The 18403-nt window shown below is 33.8% G+C and carries 13 protein-coding genes; 6 read left to right on the forward strand and 7 right to left on the reverse strand.

The window, feature by feature from the left end:
* Nucleotides 1-37: 37 nt before the first annotated feature.
* The 3 genes from P2W75_RS08875 to P2W75_RS08885 all read right to left on the reverse strand — a co-directional run bounded on the left by P2W75_RS08875 (nt 38) and on the right by P2W75_RS08885 (nt 2203).
* On the reverse strand, nt 38-640 hold the full coding sequence (locus P2W75_RS08875; RefSeq protein WP_276380075.1) for a PAS domain-containing protein: 603 nt from the start codon (nt 638-640) through the stop codon (nt 38-40).
* Between the two features lie 79 nt (nt 641-719).
* Nucleotides 720-1574 (reverse strand): hypothetical protein, encoded by an 855-nt coding sequence (locus P2W75_RS08880; protein ID WP_207296366.1) that lies wholly within the window; start codon nt 1572-1574, stop codon nt 720-722.
* Between the two features lie 29 nt (nt 1575-1603).
* Complete coding sequence (locus P2W75_RS08885) at nt 1604-2203, reverse strand: peroxiredoxin (protein ID WP_276380076.1); 600 nt, start codon at nt 2201-2203, stop codon at nt 1604-1606.
* A gap of 550 nt (nt 2204-2753) precedes the next feature.
* Here P2W75_RS08885 and P2W75_RS08890 point away from each other — a divergent pair.
* From P2W75_RS08890 to pheT, 5 genes are all read left to right on the forward strand, one after another.
* A complete protein-coding gene (locus P2W75_RS08890; RefSeq protein ID WP_207296368.1) occupies nt 2754-3821 on the forward strand; it encodes an efflux RND transporter periplasmic adaptor subunit in 1068 nt (355 codons plus the stop codon).
* Nucleotides 3822-3906: 85 nt separating this feature from the next.
* Nucleotides 3907-7005: an efflux RND transporter permease subunit gene (locus tag P2W75_RS08895; RefSeq protein ID WP_276380077.1), complete on the forward strand. Its 3099-nt coding sequence runs from the start codon at nt 3907-3909 to the stop codon at nt 7003-7005.
* Between the two features lie 65 nt (nt 7006-7070).
* Nucleotides 7071-8381: a TolC family protein gene (locus tag P2W75_RS08900; protein ID WP_276380078.1), complete on the forward strand. Its 1311-nt coding sequence runs from the start codon at nt 7071-7073 to the stop codon at nt 8379-8381.
* A 26-nt stretch (nt 8382-8407) separates the two neighbouring features.
* Nucleotides 8408-9271: a bestrophin family ion channel gene (locus tag P2W75_RS08905; RefSeq protein WP_276380079.1), complete on the forward strand. Its 864-nt coding sequence runs from the start codon at nt 8408-8410 to the stop codon at nt 9269-9271.
* Between the two features lie 119 nt (nt 9272-9390).
* Nucleotides 9391-11811, forward strand: a complete 2421-nt coding sequence (gene pheT, locus P2W75_RS08910) for a phenylalanine--tRNA ligase subunit beta (RefSeq protein ID WP_276380080.1) — start codon at nt 9391-9393, stop codon at nt 11809-11811.
* 146 nt (nt 11812-11957) lie between these two features.
* Here pheT and P2W75_RS08915 read toward each other — a convergent pair whose 3' ends face one another.
* From P2W75_RS08915 to P2W75_RS08930, 4 genes are all read right to left on the reverse strand, one after another.
* Nucleotides 11958-12332: a hypothetical protein gene (locus tag P2W75_RS08915; protein WP_276380081.1), complete on the reverse strand. Its 375-nt coding sequence runs from the start codon at nt 12330-12332 to the stop codon at nt 11958-11960.
* Nucleotides 12333-12375: 43 nt separating this feature from the next.
* Nucleotides 12376-13197 (reverse strand): N-acetylmuramidase family protein, encoded by an 822-nt coding sequence (locus P2W75_RS08920; protein ID WP_276380083.1) that lies wholly within the window; start codon nt 13195-13197, stop codon nt 12376-12378.
* Nucleotides 13197-15344 (reverse strand): hypothetical protein, encoded by a 2148-nt coding sequence (locus tag P2W75_RS08925; protein ID WP_276380084.1) that lies wholly within the window; start codon nt 15342-15344, stop codon nt 13197-13199. Before P2W75_RS08925 ends, P2W75_RS08920 begins: the two co-directional genes overlap by 1 nt.
* A gap of 81 nt (nt 15345-15425) precedes the next feature.
* A complete protein-coding gene (locus P2W75_RS08930; protein ID WP_276380085.1) occupies nt 15426-17441 on the reverse strand; it encodes a hypothetical protein in 2016 nt (671 codons plus the stop codon).
* Nucleotides 17442-17701: 260 nt separating this feature from the next.
* On the opposite strand from P2W75_RS08930, the gene P2W75_RS08935 reads away from it, so the two are divergent.
* Nucleotides 17702-18136: a hypothetical protein gene (locus P2W75_RS08935; protein WP_207296380.1), complete on the forward strand. Its 435-nt coding sequence runs from the start codon at nt 17702-17704 to the stop codon at nt 18134-18136.
* Nucleotides 18137-18403: the final 267 nt, after the last annotated feature.

The raw sequence follows: 18403 nt of genomic DNA on the forward strand, positions 1-18403 counted from the left end.
TTTTTGTCGATACAATGAAGCATATCTTGAAGTTCAGTTATTTTTTAGACGGTGATTTTTTGTCGAATAAACCACTGAACAAACCTTTACTTACTTTGTTTTTATCGTCTTTACCAGTTGTGATTAAATGATCGATATATTCCATGTAAGTTTTCTTCCGTTCTTCCAAAAATCCAACCAGATATTCTTCTGAAGCACTTATTCCACTTACTTCTTCAATCTGCAAAAGCTTTTTATACAACGGTTCGATAAACTTTGTGATGATAGGTTCAGGAACTGATTTTCGAGTGCAAAAGAAACCTACAATATCACCATCAGTATCGGCAATGATTTTAAAATCGGTGACAATCCAATAATAACGGCCTGTTTTTGCCATGTTTTTAATGATGACATGTATATTTTCACTTGATTTTATACTGTCCCATAAGAATTTAAAAATTACTTTGGGCATATCTGGATGTCTGATAATATTATGAGGCTGACCTATTAATTCAAATTCATCATATCCTGAAACATCTATAAAGTCTTCATTAGCATACAAAATAGTCCCATTTTTATCTGTTTTGCTAAGTAAGACTTTGTTTTTATTCCAATCAACTTCTCGATCAGAAGGCGTTGGACGGGAAAATCTGGCATCCATATTTTTCTACATTAATGTTAGTATGAGGATTAACTGCGTGTAAATGATTTTTTTTTTTGGAAGTTGGTTTTCTACTTAATCAGGGTCTGCTGTTAGTAGATTTTATATGAATATCATTTACCAGATCGTCAATTTTTTTAGCACTTTCACGCATCATATCCAGATACGTATGCAGTTTATCATTGTCTGTATGTCCTCTTGTAACATCAATTAGTTTTAAAACCGAATTAACTGGAAGTTTTAAATCCAATGTCGTTTTGTGGATATAATCATTATACTCTTTTGTAGCCGACATCGAGCTGAATTTGGCCGATGCCAGTTTCATGTTTTCCAATTCGTATTCATCTGAGATTTTAGAAATATGATTTTGGCTGTGTTCTTTAAAATAATACGCCCAATACCCGTTCATAAAAAATACGACTGCTGCCAGCACAGTATGAATAATCAAAGTTTCGAGATCAAAATTTACCTGAGAAAAATAAACCTGAAGTCCGTTAGCATCATTATAAATGAAGTTTTGAAGATATGCCAAACCTGCATGGTGCAGTACAACCAAGAACGTCAGCGGAATTTGAAGTTTCCAATTTTGATAAATAATTAGGATGGTGCTGGCTATAAAAACCGTAAAATGCATCTCAAATAATCCGTGCATTTGGTAAATATACTGAGCCATAAAAATAGCCAATACAACAGATAAAACATATTGATAAAATTTAGAATTTTTAATAAAAAATTTAGCTGAATAATAGGCTAAAAGATTGAGCGTTCCTACTCCTACTCCAATTTCAAACGTATCGTATTTAAACGACAATCCGATTCCGAGGAGAAAATAAACAATTAAAACATAATTAATAATCGTGTCTGATTTTTGCGTCATAGTCGACATAAAATTGTGTAGGTAGTCTTGCTCATTCAAGCTGGCTTTTGTTTTCATGGGGTTTTTAATTTAAGTTAGTGATAGATTTATTTAGTGCATTTGGGCAGCGAACATCCATAAGCTCTAAGAGCTAAAGCATTAAAAGTGGGCGATTTTTGTTTGTTCAAAAGCAACTCTACGGCCTGCTGGGCATAGTTACTTTCTGGATTCGTACAATATCTTGTTTTATTGTAATTTCCTCGATAATATAAATTGTGCAAAGGATCAAGAATAACAGCCTGCGGAGTCGAGATAACACCACATTTCTTTGCAATACCTTCATCAAAATAAACCGGAATTTCTGCTCCAAATTTTTCTTGGATTTCCTTAATCGTAAAAATTCTCTTCTTATTCAGAACTACAATTTTAAAGTTGACTTGGTCTCCGTATTTTTTTATAAGTTCACTAACATGAGGCACATTGAAACGTGAGCATGGACAATCAGGATTGAAGAAGTGAAAAAAAACTGGTTTTGCATCAAAAGGACAACATTGAGATAAATCAACAGTTCTTCCTAAAGCAATCTTGTGATAGTTTTCAGGAATTGGTGTTGGCAGACTATATTTAAACTCATTCTGCCAGAAAAGATATCCAATTGCGGTAAGTAATAATGAAAACCATAAGATAAGCAGTATTTTTTTCTTCATAAAGTTATTTTTAGTAATTAAAAAAGAAATTATAAACACTTGTTAATAAATTTATCAGCTAAATTCCTTAAAACTTCAAAAAAACACCACCAATTTCAATATTTTAACATCAAAATGAATAAAAACAATCGTTTTTCATGGAAAAAACTTCATTTTGTTTAACATATCAATGTTACAAATAAAATCGTTTAAATGCAAAAAAAATCAGACAAAAAAAACTTTATTTTTATTCTTCATAAAAAAGTTGAGAAAAATTTCTTTTTAATTTTCAACTGTAAAAAGAAAATAACAGCATAATTATCAAGTACATAGATTTCATTAACATAAAAAGAGTTAAAGCAAAATAAAAATATCAAGTATTTAATTAAACCTTTGATCAAAAACAGTGTCTAAGTGCAAAATTTTTAATGCAATACCTATAAAAACCGATTTGAAATTATGATTACGCAAGTGTTAAATAAAAGCTAACACCTCTCGATTTCACTTCAAAAAGTTAAATTTGTCAGTTGCAAAAAACATACACCCAAAACACCTATTTCACCAAAACTTTATGAAACTAAAACACCTAATCTACGCCTTAATAATCATAGTCTTAGGAGGATTTATCACTTACAGGATAATTTCGAATAAGAGTAAAAATGAGGACTCTAAAAAATTTGGCGACAAAGACAAACCAATATCGGTAACGGGACTTGTCGTAAAAACCTCTACCTTCGATAATAATTTATCGTTATCAGGTTCTATTGAAGCCAATGAACAAGTCGAAATCCACAGCGAAGTTTCGGGAATTGTAGAAGGAATTTATTTTAATGAAGGTACTTACGTTAATAAAGGACAGGTACTTTTTAAAGTAAATGATATCGAATTAAAAGCGCAGTTAAGACAAGCTGTAACCAAAGAAGGTTTAGCAGCAGAAAACGAAAGAAGAGCCAAACTTTTACTTCAAAAAGAAGCTATCAGCCAGGAGGAAGCAGATGTAGCAAGAGCAGATCACGCTTCGGCACAGGCACAAAGCCAGTTAATCAGAGCACAAATTGCAAAAACATCTGTAAAAGCTCCTTTCTCAGGAAAAATTGGCTTACGTTCTATTTCACCTGGAACATACATCACTCCAACCGTTTTAGTCGCAAAACTGGTCAATACTGGAAAACTAAAAATCACTTTTTCTATTCCAGAAAAATATGCCTCACAAGTAAAAAACGGATCAACAATTGATTTTAACGTTTCTGGTTCAGATAAAACTTATACCGCAAAAATATACGCTATCGAGCCTGAAGTTGCCGTTGCCACTCGTACACTGCAGATTCGCGCTATTGCTGACAATACCGACGGAAAACTTTTCCCTGGAACATTTGCTGATATTAAATTACCATTGAACATTATTAAAGATGCCATTGTAGTTCCATCTCAAGCAATTGTACCCGTACAAAGCGGTAAAAAAGTCTATATCGCCAATAATGGTCAAGCCAAAGAAGTAATGGTTGATGCCACCACACGAACAGATGCTTCTATTTTGATTTTATCAGGGTTAAAAGCCGGAGATACTTTAATTACAAGCGGTGTAATGTCTTTAAAAAACGAAGCACCAATCAAAGTTAAAGTACAAGCGCAAAAATAATTTATGATTTCAGATTTTAGGTTCTGGATTTCAGCATACACGAAATCTAAAACCAAAATCAACAATCTAAAATCCAAAATCTCAAATGAGTTTATCAACTACCAGTATTAGAAGACCTGTTTTAACCATAGTACTGAACTTATTAATTATATTGTTCGGTTTTATTGGTTATACATTTTTAGGGGTGCGCGAATTCCCGTCGATCGATCCGGCGCAGGTTTCCATTCGTACCAACTATACAGGAGCCAACGCCGATATTATCGAATCACAAATTACGGAACCTCTTGAAAAAGCAGTAAATGCCATTGACGGAATCCGAAACATCACTTCTTCCAGTAATCAAGGAAGCAGTAATATTACCATCGAGTTTAATCTTGACAAAGATTTAGAAGAAGCCGCAAACGACGTTCGTGATAAAGTATCACAAGCCATCAGAAGTTTACCGCAGGATATTGATGCTCCGCCGGTAGTTTCAAAAGCCGATGCCGATAGTGATGCTATCATTTCGATGACCGTTCAGAGTGATACACGAAATTCTTTAGAACTAAGTGATTATGCTGAAAATGTCATTTCACAACGATTAGAAACCATTCCAGGAGTCAGCGGTGTCCAAATCTGGGGACAAAAACGCTACGCTATGCGTTTATGGATTGATCCTGCAAAATTAACCGCTTATGGCTGTACAGTTGCCGACGTTCGTAATGCATTAAATGCGCAAAACGTAGAACTTCCGTCAGGAAAATTAACGGGAAACAATACCGAATTGACCGTAAAAACGGTTGGTAACCTTTCTAAACCAGAAGAATTCAACAATATTATTGTTCGTACCGACGGAGACAAAATCGTACGTTTAAGCGATGTTGGCGGTGCCGAATTAGGACCCGAAAATTTAGAAACAAAACTAAGCCAATCAGGACTTCCATTAATTGGTTTAGCAATTGTACCCATGCCGGGAGCCAATTATTTAGATATTTCAAAAGAATTCTATAAAAAATACGAAGCACTTAAAAAAGACCTTCCAAAAGATATCAAATTAAACATTGCACTTGACAATACTATTTTCGTAAAGAAATCAGTACTTGAAGTGGCCGAGACTTTAGGAATTTCGATCATTCTGGTAATCATTATTATTTATTTATTCTTTAGAGACTGGGCAATTGCGTTCAGACCTTTAATTGATATTCCCGTTTCGTTAATTGCCACTTTCTTCATTATGTGGCTTTTCGGATTCTCAATCAACGTATTAACCTTATTAGCTATCGTTTTGGCTACAGGTTTGGTAGTAGATGATGGTATTGTTGTAACCGAAAATATTTTCAAGAAAGTTGAAGAAGGAATGTCACCAATTGAAGCAGCAATCAAAGGTTCTAATGAAATTTTCTATGCTGTAATTTCCATTTCGGTAACATTAGCTGCGGTGTTTTTACCTGTAATTTTCTTAGAAGGTTTCGTTGGCCGACTTTTTAGGGAATTTGGAGTTGTAATTGGTGCAGCCGTGTTAATTTCTGCCTTTGTATCACTGACATTAACACCAATGCTGAATGCTTATTTAATGAAGGGCGGCGAACAGAAAAAATCTAAATTCTACATTAAAACCGAGCCATTTTTTGAAAAAATGAACAGCAGTTATGCTGAAGCCTTAAACAAATTCATGGGCAGAAAATGGATTAGTTTTCCCATTTTAATAGCGTGTTTTGGATTGATTTATTTGTTCTTTACCATTCTTCCAAAAGAAACGGCTCCTTACGATGATAGAAGTTCTGTAACCATGCGTATGACGACTCCAGAAGGATCTTCATACGAATACACAGATCGTTTCATGCAGGAAATCTCTCAATTGATTGATGATTCTATTCCAGAGAAAAAAGTGAGTTTAGTAATTACTTCGCCTGGATTTAGTTCAAATTCGGTTAACAGCGGATTAGTAAGGCTTACATTAAAAGACGTCGACGAAAGAGAAAAATCGCAAAAAGATATTGCAGACGAATTAACAAAATGGACCAAAAAATATCCAAATGCTAAAACTTCTGTCACACAACAACCTACAATTGCAGTTAACAGACGTGGAGGTTTACCAATTCAGTACATAATTCAGGCGCCGAATTTTGAAAAATTAAAAGAAAAAATTCCTGTTTTCATGGATGAAGTGAATAAAAGCGATGTTTTTTCGACTACTGATGTAAATTTAAAATTCAACAAACCTGAAATTAACGTAAGTATTGACCGCGAAAAAGCAGAAAGTTTAGGAATTTCAATTATCGATATTGCACAGACATTACAGCTTTCTTTAAGCGGACAGCGTTTTGGATATTTCATCAAAAACGGAAAACAATATCAGGTAATTGGACAGTTTGACCAGAAAGACAGATCAAAACCACTGGATTTAACTTCGATGTTTGTAAAAAACAAAAGCGGACAATTAATCCAGATGGATAACGTAGTAAATATTGATGAGCAGAGTAATCCGCCGCAATTGTACCACAACAATCGCTATATGTCGGCTACTGTTTCTGCCGGACTAGCACCTGGAAAAAGTATCAGCGATGGAATTCAGGAAATGGATAGAATTAAATCCAAAGTTTTAAACGAAAGTTTTACAACTGATTTAGCTGGAGAATCACGAGATTTCGTAGAAAGCAGTTCCAATACTTCTTTCGCTTTTGGATTGGCTTTATTATTAATCTTCTTGATTCTTGCAGCACAATTTGAAAGTTTCATCGATCCGTTTATCATCATTTTAACGGTTCCAATGGCAGTTGCCGGAGCATTATTTTCATTATGGTTATTCAATCAAACGTGGAATATTTTCAGCCAAATTGGTACTGTAATGCTTATTGGACTGGTAACTAAAAACGGTATTTTGATCGTTGAGTTTGCGAATCAGTTACGCGAGCAAGGAAAATCAAAAATGGATGCCATTCTCGAAGCTTCAGAAGCACGTTTACGTCCCATTTTAATGACCAGTTTAGCAATTGCATTAGGAGCACTTCCAATTGCAATGTCACTTGGAGCCGCTTCTACCAGTAGAATTGGTATGGGAGTTGTCATTGTGGGAGGAACTATTTTCTCTTTAGCATTAACTCTTTTTGTTATTCCAGCGATTTATTTCATGTGGTCTAAAGCCAGAAAACATTATCCTGAATTTGACCGTATAGACGAATACGAAAAAGAAAGTTTGAAATAAGAAGTCAAAAAAATCACGAATTTTACTTTTTGAAATTCGTGATTTTTCGGCAAAAGAAAATAAATATGAACATTAAGAATTTATACAGCACTTTAATAATCATAATCTTCTGTGTGGTTCAAACCAATGCACAGGAAGTTTTGACTATTGAAGAGGCTATGAAAATCGCATTGGAGAACAATTTTGAAATCAAAATTGCCAAGAATAACTCGGTTATAAATGAGACGAATGTTACTGTGGGAAATGCAGGAATGCTGCCTACAGCAACTGCTTCTGTAACTGACAATAACAGTATTACCAATTCATCACAAACACGTCAGGACGGAACCACCACTTCTTTAAACAATGCTAAAAACAACAGTTTAACCTATGGTGTAAGTTTAGGATGGACGGTTTTTGACGGAATGAGAATGTTTGCGAGATTAGACCAGCTGAAAGAACTTCAAAAATTAGGAGACGCACAGCTAAAACAAACCATTCTGGCAAAAATCGGACAGGTCAATACCGCTTATTATGATTTGGTGCAGCAACAGCAGCAATTGGCCGCTTTAGATACAACTATTGTAATTTCTAAACAACGATTAGAATTAGCACAAAATCGTTTTACCATTGGTAAAGCTTCCAAGTTAGAAGTTTTGAATGCGCAAGTAGACTTAAACTCAGATCAGGTCGCTTTGTTGCGACAAAAAGAATCGTATGCTAATGCTAAAATTCTTTTGAACCAATATTTAGCGCGTGATCCAAAAATTGATTTTAAAGTTACAGATGAAGTTAAAGTTGATGACAAACTCGCGTTGGCTGATTTAACAGAATTAGCCCAAAAACAAAATCCGGCTTTAGAAGCACAAATTATCAATAAACGAATTGCCGAGTTACAACTGAAACAAGTAAAAGCAGATCGTTATCCAACTTTACGATTAACAACTGGATATAATTTCGCTGAAAGTCAATCGAGTTTAGGATTTACCAGCCAGACCTCTTCACGAGGTTTAAATTACGGTTTTAATGCTTCTATGAATATTTTTGATGGTTTTAATCAGCATCGAAATGAAAAAGTGGCGAAACTTCAAATTGAGAATTCTAAAATTGCGATCGAACAGCAAAATACGGTTTTAAACACGCAATTAAATACAGCGTATCAAACCTATTTAACCAATTTGGAATTAATAGATTTAGAAGAAGATAACGAAGCAATTGCGAAGCAGAACCTTGAAATTACTCTGGATAAATTCAGAATTGGAACCATTACTACAATCGATTTTAGAACGGCACAATTGAATTATGTAAACGCTAAAGTTCGCTACAGCAATGCACAATATGAAGCAAAATTATCTGAAATTGCTTTAAAAGAATTAGCAGGAACAATTAATTTTTAAATAAATTTGTTTCAAACAAATTTTAGATGATTTCATATAACACCAAAGACTGGTTTACTTTTATATTCCATTTTCATAAATCAGATACAGTTCGAAAACTGCTTCCGATAATGCTTGCAATAGGCGTTTATGCCGCAGTAGTAGGTTATCTTGAAATTCATCATTTCAAAGTCACAAAAAATGATTACATCCACAACATTCCCATCATGCACGGAATGTTGGGATTTGTAATTTCCTTATTACTCGTTTTCAGAACCAATACAGCTTATGACCGCTGGTGGGAAGGCCGCAAACTGTGGGGCGGTTTGGTAAACAACAGCCGTAATCTTGCCATAAAACTTTCGGCTATTTTAAAGGATGAAAACGACAGAAAGTTTTTCCGAAAATTTATTCCAATGTATGCTGATGTGCTTCACAAACATTTAAAAGATGAAGAAACCAGCAAACAACTTTTTGAAGATGTTGATTTAGAAATAGATCTGCACAAACACAAACCTAATCAGGTAAAAAGAATCATGTATCAAAAGATCACTGATTTGTACGATACAGGAAAAATTACCGGAGAACAACTTATTATTTTAAACGAAGAGTTTCAGGAATTCACCAATATCTGCGGGGCCTGCGAACGTATAAAAAACACGCCTATTCCCTACTCTTACAGTGCTTTCATTAAGAAATTTATTTTCTTCTATATCATGACACTGCCTTTTGGATATTCTGTTAGTTTAGGATATTTTGTAGCGCCTGTTGTGGTTTTTATTTTTTACGTTTTAGCCAGTTTAGAGCTGATTGCCGAAGAAATCGAAGATCCGTTTGGTGATGATGAAAATGATCTTCCAACCAAAAAGATTTCCGAAAATATCAAAAAACACATCGAAGAATTGATTTAACCTAACTTCTTTTTTATTCAAGTAAAATCAGTCTAAAAAAACCAAATAATTTCTTTCTTACTACAGTCTGCAATTCCTTATATTTGTATCCTTGTACAAAAAAGAATAATAAAACTAACATGAAAATATCTTACAACTGGTTAAAACAATTTATTAAGACAGACTGGACATCTGAGCAGACATCGGAATTACTTACTGATCTGGGTCTTGAAGTAGAAGTTGTTGAAAAATACCAATCGATTAAAGGCGGTTTAGAAGGGGTTGTTGTAGGACACGTACTTACTTGCGAAAAACACCCTGATGCCGACAGATTAAAAGTTACAACTGTAAATATTGGTTTAGAAGCGCCTGTGCAAATTGTATGCGGTGCTGCAAATGTAGCTGCTGGACAAAAAGTTCCCGTTGCAACCATTGGAACTATTCTATACGATAAAGAAGGCGCAGAATTTACTATTAAAAAAGGAAAAATCCGCGGACAGGAAAGCCACGGAATGATTTGTGCCGAAGATGAATTAGGACTTGGTACTGGTCATGACGGAATTATGGTTCTAGACGAAAATTTAGTGCCTGGAACTCCTGCTGCCGAAGTTTTCAAAATTGCCAATGACGAAGTTTTCGAAATTGGACTGACTCCAAACCGTGCAGATGCCATGAGCCATTTTGGTACTGCTCGTGATTTAAGAGCTGGAATGTTACAGCGTGGTGTAAACGTAGAATTGATTACGCCTTCTGTGAGCAACTTTAGAGTAGATATGCGTACACTTAAAATTGATGTGAATGTTGAAGAACCAACATTGGCGCCAAGATATTGTGGTGTTACTATTTCTGGAATTACGGTTCAAGAATCTCCTGCTTGGCTACAAGATCGTTTGAAAGCTATTGGATTAACTCCAAAAAATAATATTGTTGACGTTACTAATTATGTTTTACACGAATTAGGACAGCCGCTTCATGCTTTTGATGCTGCTAAAATCACTGGAAAAGTTATTGTAAAAACATTACCTGCAGGAACTAAATTTGTTACGCTTGATGATGTTGAACGAACATTACATGCAGAAGATTTAATGATTTGCGATGAAAAAGGTCCGCTTTGTATTGCAGGTGTTTTTGGAGGGAAAAAATCTGGTGTTTCTGACGGAACCACATCTATTTTCTTAGAAAGTGCTTATTTTGATGCTGTAAGCGTTCGTAAAACAGCAAAAAGACACCAATTAAACACAGATGCTTCTTTTAGATTTGAAAGAGGAATTGACCCAACTATTACAGAATATGCTTTAAAACGTGCCGCTCTTTTGATTCAAGAAGTCGCAGGCGGAAAAGTAACTTCAGATGTGGTAGAAGTATATCCTAAAAAAGTGGAAGATTTCTCTGTTTTATTGAACTTCAGTCATGTTTCCAAAATCATTGGACAGGAAATCCCAAAAGATACGATTAAGAAAATATTAGTTTCTTTAGATATTAAAGTCAACAGCGTTTCAGACACTGGTTTAGGATTAACAATTCCAGCATATCGTGTTGATGTACAACGTGAAATTGACGTTATCGAAGAAATTCTAAGAGTGTATGGTTACAACAATATTGAGTTTTCTAAAAAATTCAATGCGACTGTGGCTAATTCACCAAGAACAGAAGATTATAAAGTACAAAATGTAATCGCTTCTCAATTGAACTCGCAAGGATTTCATGAAATGATGGCGAATTCTTTAACAACAGCTGCTTACGCTAAATTATCATCTGTTTTAAAAGAAGAACACAATGTTACGATGCTGAATCCGTTGAGTAACGATTTAGCAACGATGCGTCAGTCTTTATTGTTCTCGGCTTTAGAAGCTATTTCATATAATGTTAACAGAAAAAATTCGGATTTAAAATTATTTGAATTCGGAAAATCATATCATAAATACCTGAACGGTTACGAAGAGCACAAACACTTAACATTATCTATTTCAGGAAACAGAAATAAAGAAAGCTGGACAACTCCTCAAAAAGGAACTGATTTCTTTTTATTGAAAGGATATGTAAGAGCAGTTTTAAATCGTTTAGGAATTGAAAAAGTATCGAATGCTCCTGTACAATCAGATGTTTTCTCTGAAGGAACTTCTATCTGCTACAACAATGATACTTTAGTAGAAATGGGTGTGGTTAAAAAATCCATTTTAAAACACTTCGGAATCAAACAAGATGTGTATTATGCTGATTTTAACTGGGATTTGGTCTTAAAAATCATTACAGGAAAAATTAAATACACCGAAATTCCGAAATATCCTGAAGTACGCCGAGATTTAGCTTTATTGATTGATAAAAACACTACTTACGAAAGTATTTACAATCTGGCTAAACAAAGCGAGAAAACGCTTTTAAAAGATGTTAATTTATTTGATGTTTATGAAGGAAACAAACTTCCGGAAGGTAAAAAATCGTATGCTTTAAGCTTTACAATTCAAGATAATACCAAAACTCTTACTGATGCTCAGATTGACAAAATCATGTCTAAACTACAACAGACTTTTGAAACTGAACTTGGTGCGAGTTTAAGATAAGTATATCTCATCATAATTTAAAAACCCGATAGATTTTAGAATTTATCGGGTTTTGTTTTTTGGTTTTAAGTTTTTTTTGTTTCAGGTTTCAAGTTTCATGTTAGTCAAAACCTGAAACCTGAAACTCGAAACCTGAAACAAAAAACTCAACTAATTAAATATCTGTTCCAGATTTGATCTTCTAATTTCTGAATTCCGGTTCCTAGGTTTTGTGTTTCTAATTTTTGTCTGGAATTATCATCAAAAATCATTTCGAGATACACTTTTCCGTTTTCTTCTAAAACGTTCCAATTTCCATATTCTTTGTCAGAAGACTGGTTTGGAAGATACAATCCGCCTCCAGAAACACTGCTGAAAGATTCTTTGATGTATACCGCAGTAAAATCGGCATACAAATAAATCTCATATTTTACTTCCTGATACCATCCTCCGCCAGAATAATCACGATCACTGTTTGCTTTTTCAAGACGCAGTACTTTATTCGATAAAGATTGTATCATCTGATTGACTAAATAACTCATATTCTTTAGTTTTTTGTTGTTAGCAGTTAGATAAATTCCCAGTTTATCTAGAATATTTTTGATAGGCTTTTAGCAACTTTTCATCGTACTTATTGGTTTTATAAGCCGAACCATTGTATCTCAATGCAAACCCTGCCCAGTTTTTACTTCTTAAAGTTTCTATAAGATTATTTTCTTCTAAAAACAAACCAAAAGCTTTAAGATGTTCTCCTTCATTTTCATACATTTTACCAACAAACTCATCAATGCTTGAATATCCAATTGGCACTGCATTAAATCCCATAACCTGAAAAAGTCCCCACGATGCCGAACAGTTCGCTGCATCTTCAAAATCTTTTCCGCCTAAATTAGACGCTTTTTCTAAACGATTGTATTCTTCTGCGCCTCCTACATAATATTTTCGGGTATAATTTTCAAAAAGAATATTTTCAGTTGAAGCATTCACATAGGCTGCTGGATCTATATTCCTTTTTTCAAGTTCACGCCAAAAAATATGACCTTCAAATAAAATTTTCGGTCTTCCATCTACCAGAAAACCTTTTCCATTGCTTTCGACTTCGTTAACTGCCTTAACCGCTGCTAATTCCAAACTATAGTGATTAGAGAAATCGATTAAATTTTGTTCCGAAAGCAGTTTGCTATTCGAAGTAAACAATCCTTGTGTTTTCTGCAATATTGCCGACCATGTTTTTAAACCCACAATTCCATCGACCACAAGATTGTTTGTCAACTGAAAATCTCTAACAGCAGAATCTGTTGCAGATCCAAAATTGTTGGAAACTACAACGCTGTAACCCAAATTCGCAAGAAGTTCATTTAAATAATATACTTCACTAGATTTGGCTCCTGATTGTATTGTTTTCATTACTTTTTATTTATTGTTAATATTGAAGTCTTTGAAAAATCAAAAACATCATTTTTAGTACCGGTCAAATTATCATTCTTATCATAATAATTGACTTTGTATGAAATCAGTGTCGAATTGCTCAAAGTATTTTTTACAATAAAATTGAACAATATTGGAGTAGAAAATTCGGTTTTTAATCGTTCGATTGTAAATTTACTTCCCGTTTCCTGAACCGTTAATTCAATCGTAATTCTGGCTGTAGCAGCTGTCTGGCTTTTGATTTGAACCTGAATGTATCGATTGTAAGCTGTAGACTGAGAAACAACTTGACTAAACTCAGAACTAATGTTTTCAATATTTTCAAAATCGAAAAACACGCTTTTTAAATCTCCAGAAGCAGTTGGATTGAGTGCTGTGAAATCCAGCTGTTTGGTATCATTGCTAACCAGCTGTGGATAATTTTTAAAGAAAGTGCTGTTTAAATAAGTTACATTCTGATTATAAACCAGCAGAATGGAATTAAGTTTACAATTAGAAATAGACTGATTGTTGATCTGAATTTTCTTCGTGGCATTGTCAATCAAAGCTTCTACGATTTCGCCTATTGTCTGCTCAATATTCAATTCAATGATACTGGAATCTTTGATTTCTTTATGTTTGAAATTGATATTGGCATATTGTGTAATCGTATTGTTTAAAGCATTAATCATAATACTGGCTTCTGATAGGTTTTCAGTCGAAAGATTGAATAAAAAATGTTTGCCATCTGTAGTAATATCTGATTGCTGTAAAAAGTAATTACCGCTTACCTCGTATTCTGAAGAAATATCATTGGGAAACAAAAACTGAACTTTATCAAAATAGTCTGCAGTATCTCCATCGATAAAATTATTATTTAGAAGCGCAATTTTAAGTTTAGCCAGATCAAAATCAGAAAGGTTTGGACCAATTGCAAATTGAAAACTGATTTTTGAGATTTCTTCGGTTGTTCCAGCACCTTCTTCATAAGCATGAAAAATGGTCGAAATACAAGGTTTCATGGTATTTAAATCTTTCGAAAGGCTGTAGACTTTTGAAATTAATAAAAACGTATTTGGCTGTACCATCGATTTGTAAATCGAAAGTTTGTCAAAATTAAATCCCGACACAAAGATTTGTTTGAACTGGGAAAAATCATCATTTAAATTGAACGGAATATTAGTAAACCCACCGCCAATTGTTTTATATAGACTTGTCGCTGGATTTGTACCAATGGGATAACTTAATATTTTGTTGATTTTCAGCAGAAAAGTACTTTTTACATATTCTTCTTGTACATCTGCCCTAATGCTGTTTTCACGCTGAATTTCAGAAATAGCCATTTTGGGTGCCATTCTATTCACTGCCGATTTTACCATCAGCGGACTGCTAATAAGAGTTGCTTTAGGCGTTATAGTAGTTGGCGCTGTCGTTAGGTCTTTCTTTATAACATTCTGTTTGATAAAGGCGATATCTTTTGCAAACAAAAAATTGCGTTTCAATTTGGTATATCCTTTAAAATCGAAAAACAAATCCAGGTTAGATTTTAAATCGTTTAGGTTTGAAACTAAATTTAGAAAGGCAATTTTTACAGCTTCATCTATTAAATCAAATTGGATTTCTTGCGTTGTTGTATTGACAATTCCGTTTACTTTTACAAAATCACGATTTACTTTTAAGTTTAAAATCGCTTCTCTCAGATTTAAAGTAATACTTTTTTGACTAGCTTGTAACTCCTTGTTTTTGATGCTGTATTTCAAAGTTACCTTTCCAATCAAACCCGCTCGGTTTCCTGATTTGTCTGGAACATTTTCATAGTAAAAAAGAGTTCCATTATTGGGTTCAATTTCTACCTGAGGAAAAAATAAAGTAATGTCATTTTTAAAATAATCCTTAAAGGAAGCATTTTCTGTAATAGCATTATCATCTTCAATTAAAGGAAAATAGCTTTCAAATATTGGAAATCCAATTATTACAGGCTTTATTTCTATCGAATGAATTATGGGATGTTCTATAACCTTAAATTCATTTTCTTTTTTAAGTGTTGCTGCTGTAAAGGAAGTGCTGGGCTTTGCAGGTTCAAGATTGAATCTGTTTATGGGAACTAATTTAGTTCCTTCGAGCTTAAATGTGTTTAAATCCGGCATGACGTTTTGGTTTAATGATTAGTGACTTTTAAGAAAACAAAAGGGACCTCTGAGTCCCTTTTGCAAAATGTCTCAAAAAAATTATTCCATAAATGGAGCTCTGATTTTCTCGATATCAGCATTTTGAGCGTCAGTTCCTGTTGGACGTTCAAATAATATATCTCCTTCTTGATAATCAATTTTGATAAAATCTGTAGAAATAGACACTTTTTTAGATTTTTTTCCAATTTTACCACTGCAAGTATATTTCACTTTATACTCGGTTGGCTTAATAGTGTAATCCAATTCATACCAAGCTCTGTACGGAATTGCATCTTCAAAATTATCGGCAGTAAACTTGAATTTTTTAGTTGACATTTTATCTACTTTTAGAGTAACTTCAAGTGTATCGCATTCAAACAATTGTTCAGTCGATAATGTATAGTTAATCATGTTCATAACCGGAAGCGGCACGAAGATTTTAGTTCCTTCAAATTCAAATTCTTTTACACTGTCTTTTAATTTGATTCTTTTATCTTTTTCGTACATCACTTCTTGTCTTACTTTAACTTTAGAAGACCCATTGTTTTTTACGAAATCAAATACGAAAGCATTTTTCTCTTTTGATTTATCGTTCCATGTTGCTGGAAAAATGGCATCGATTTCTTTTCCTGATTTGCTCGTATTTTTTACGTATGGCGTTCCTTCTGGAGCAATCATTCTTCCTTGCCCTTTCCAGATAATTTGTCCTTTAGAATCAGGATACCCAACTTCTATAGAAACTTGGCTTACCGGACTATCGTTAACAATATCACTGTCTTTGTCCAGTTTAATTAAACCTCCATTTAAAGAAGCAACTACCTGCACTTTTGAGAAGTCTTCGTCAAGCTGAATTTCTGTAATGTACTTTTTAACGTCTGCTTTTGCTTCAGTTCCTGTTTTTAAAGTCAAAGGAGTTAAGTTTCCGCTGATTTTTGAATCCAAAACCTGAATTGCAGAGAATTTAATTTCATCTGTAAATTTAACCGCACGAATCTGTGTTCCTGATTTAAGGTTTACTCCCACGCTGCCAAGCCCCATAAACAATCTGAAGAAACCGTTTGGTTTTTCTGGATTTGCAGCTGGTGTGAATTGTTTTTCTGGAACGTCAAAAATTTGTTTTTTCAACATTTCAAAAGCAAAATCTCTTTGTTTTTGGAGTAATGATTCTTCTACTTTTTTTCTTTCTTCGTTTGAAAACTGTTCATCAGTAATGATCTCGCTTACGATTCCTCCCTCTGTACTGATTTTTTCGTATTCATGTTCCCAGTTCAAATCTACAAACGACCAGCTTACATTGGTTTTTGCAGAGAAATAAGAGTGTACTTTTTTAACATCAATTGTAGTTTTGATAACTGTAGTTGGCATATAAGCCTTGTACTTAATGTTATTTTCGACTACTAGGTTGTTGCTTCCTATTTCAAGTGCATTTTTCACTAATGAAGCACTGTTTCTTCCCATTAAAATTGAAAGCGCATTATCGCCTAATCCGAAAGTGGTTCCTGCTCCTTCTCCCTGAATGTTGAAAGTCCACGGATTAGCACCTCCAAATGGATTATTAGGTGATTTTTCGCCCACCACATGCATTGCGATGTTGTTCTCTGTGAGCTGAATAGGTCTTACATTAGTCGAATTAAAATCTTTATCTACTCCAATTAAGAAAGAAAACAATCCAAAAAGAGTTGAATTTCTGTGGTTTTTGTAGTCAGAATTAAGTCTAGCTTTCAATTTGTCGATTGCTTTTTTTAATAAAGCTTCGGGAAGATCAATGGTACTGGTAAGTGTGGTATAAGCTCCTGCTTCTTCTTCTAGTCCTTCTGCTCCAATTACGGTTGATGAATCTCCAGCTGATTTAAACACCTGCATTGCAAATTTAAATCTTCCGTCAGGGTGTTTTGAAAGTCTTGGATACTTTGGATAATAATAAAACTGCATTGGCAGACCAGCGTCTCTCAATAATATATTATTAGGATCTGGTGAAAAAAGGACTGCAAAATCTGCTCCATCTTCTTTTTCTAAAAGGATTTCTACTGTTCCGGCTCCTGCGTGAGGATAACCTAGAGGTGTTGGTTGTGACATAATTAAAAAAATTTAGTTATTACTTATTATTGGTTACTCATTTTGACCGTCAGATTTTTACATAAATTTGACGATGTAAAATTGTTTCATTATAAAATATTATGAAACAGCACTTTAACCCATTTTTTTAAATAATTTCACCTGCACAAAAAAGGGTATTTTTCCCCTTGTTCACGTTTTGGGTTTCCAATAATTTTGTCACTTCAACAAATAAAAAAAACTGTAAACTAAACCTTTAACCAATTAATTTTAAAAAAATCATGAAAAATCCACCCGCAAAACCTAGTCAGTTAATAACTAAAGAATTTGCAAAACAGTTAAATGTGAACTACAATAACAAAAGAGCATCCTCATTAACTGCAAAAGCTGCTAAAAAAGAAGATGCAAATGCTATTTGGTATTCACTAGAAGCGCTTGAAAGTTATATTCATTATATCAAAACCAGTGGCGCAAAAGAGGGCTATAACGTAGACGGTATACGTTTTTATTTTGGTGTATACCCAGACGATGAAAAACATGGTGAAAAAGCCGGATTAACCACATTATTCCTAGTTCCTACAGGAAAAAAAGTAGAAAACAACACGGCTAAAATTCAAAGTTTCGCTTTAGTTCAAGAATCAGCTCCGGCTGACATTCAAAGTCTTGAACCAATGAATTACGGAAACATAGGAAGACCGCCAAGCTTAGTATATTAATAGAATTGTATGTTTGAATTTTTAAGATCCTATATCATTTATTTAGCTTTATTATCAGGAAGCATCGGATTAATTTCGATGCATAAATTACCTGGTAAGAAAGCTAAATTTTTAGTAATTTTAATTTGGTTTTCGATTCTCACAGAAATAATCGGATACTATTTTACGTATTGGACCGGTTTATTAAACTATTATGTTTATAATGCTTATATGCTGGTCAGTTTGTCCGCCTATATCTTACTCATAAGAAGCCTTTTACAAAAGATT

The sequence above is a fragment of the Flavobacterium sp. H4147 genome, from assembly GCF_029360735.1.
GTDB classification, from domain to species: Bacteria; Bacteroidota; Bacteroidia; order Flavobacteriales; family Flavobacteriaceae; genus Flavobacterium; species Flavobacterium endoglycinae.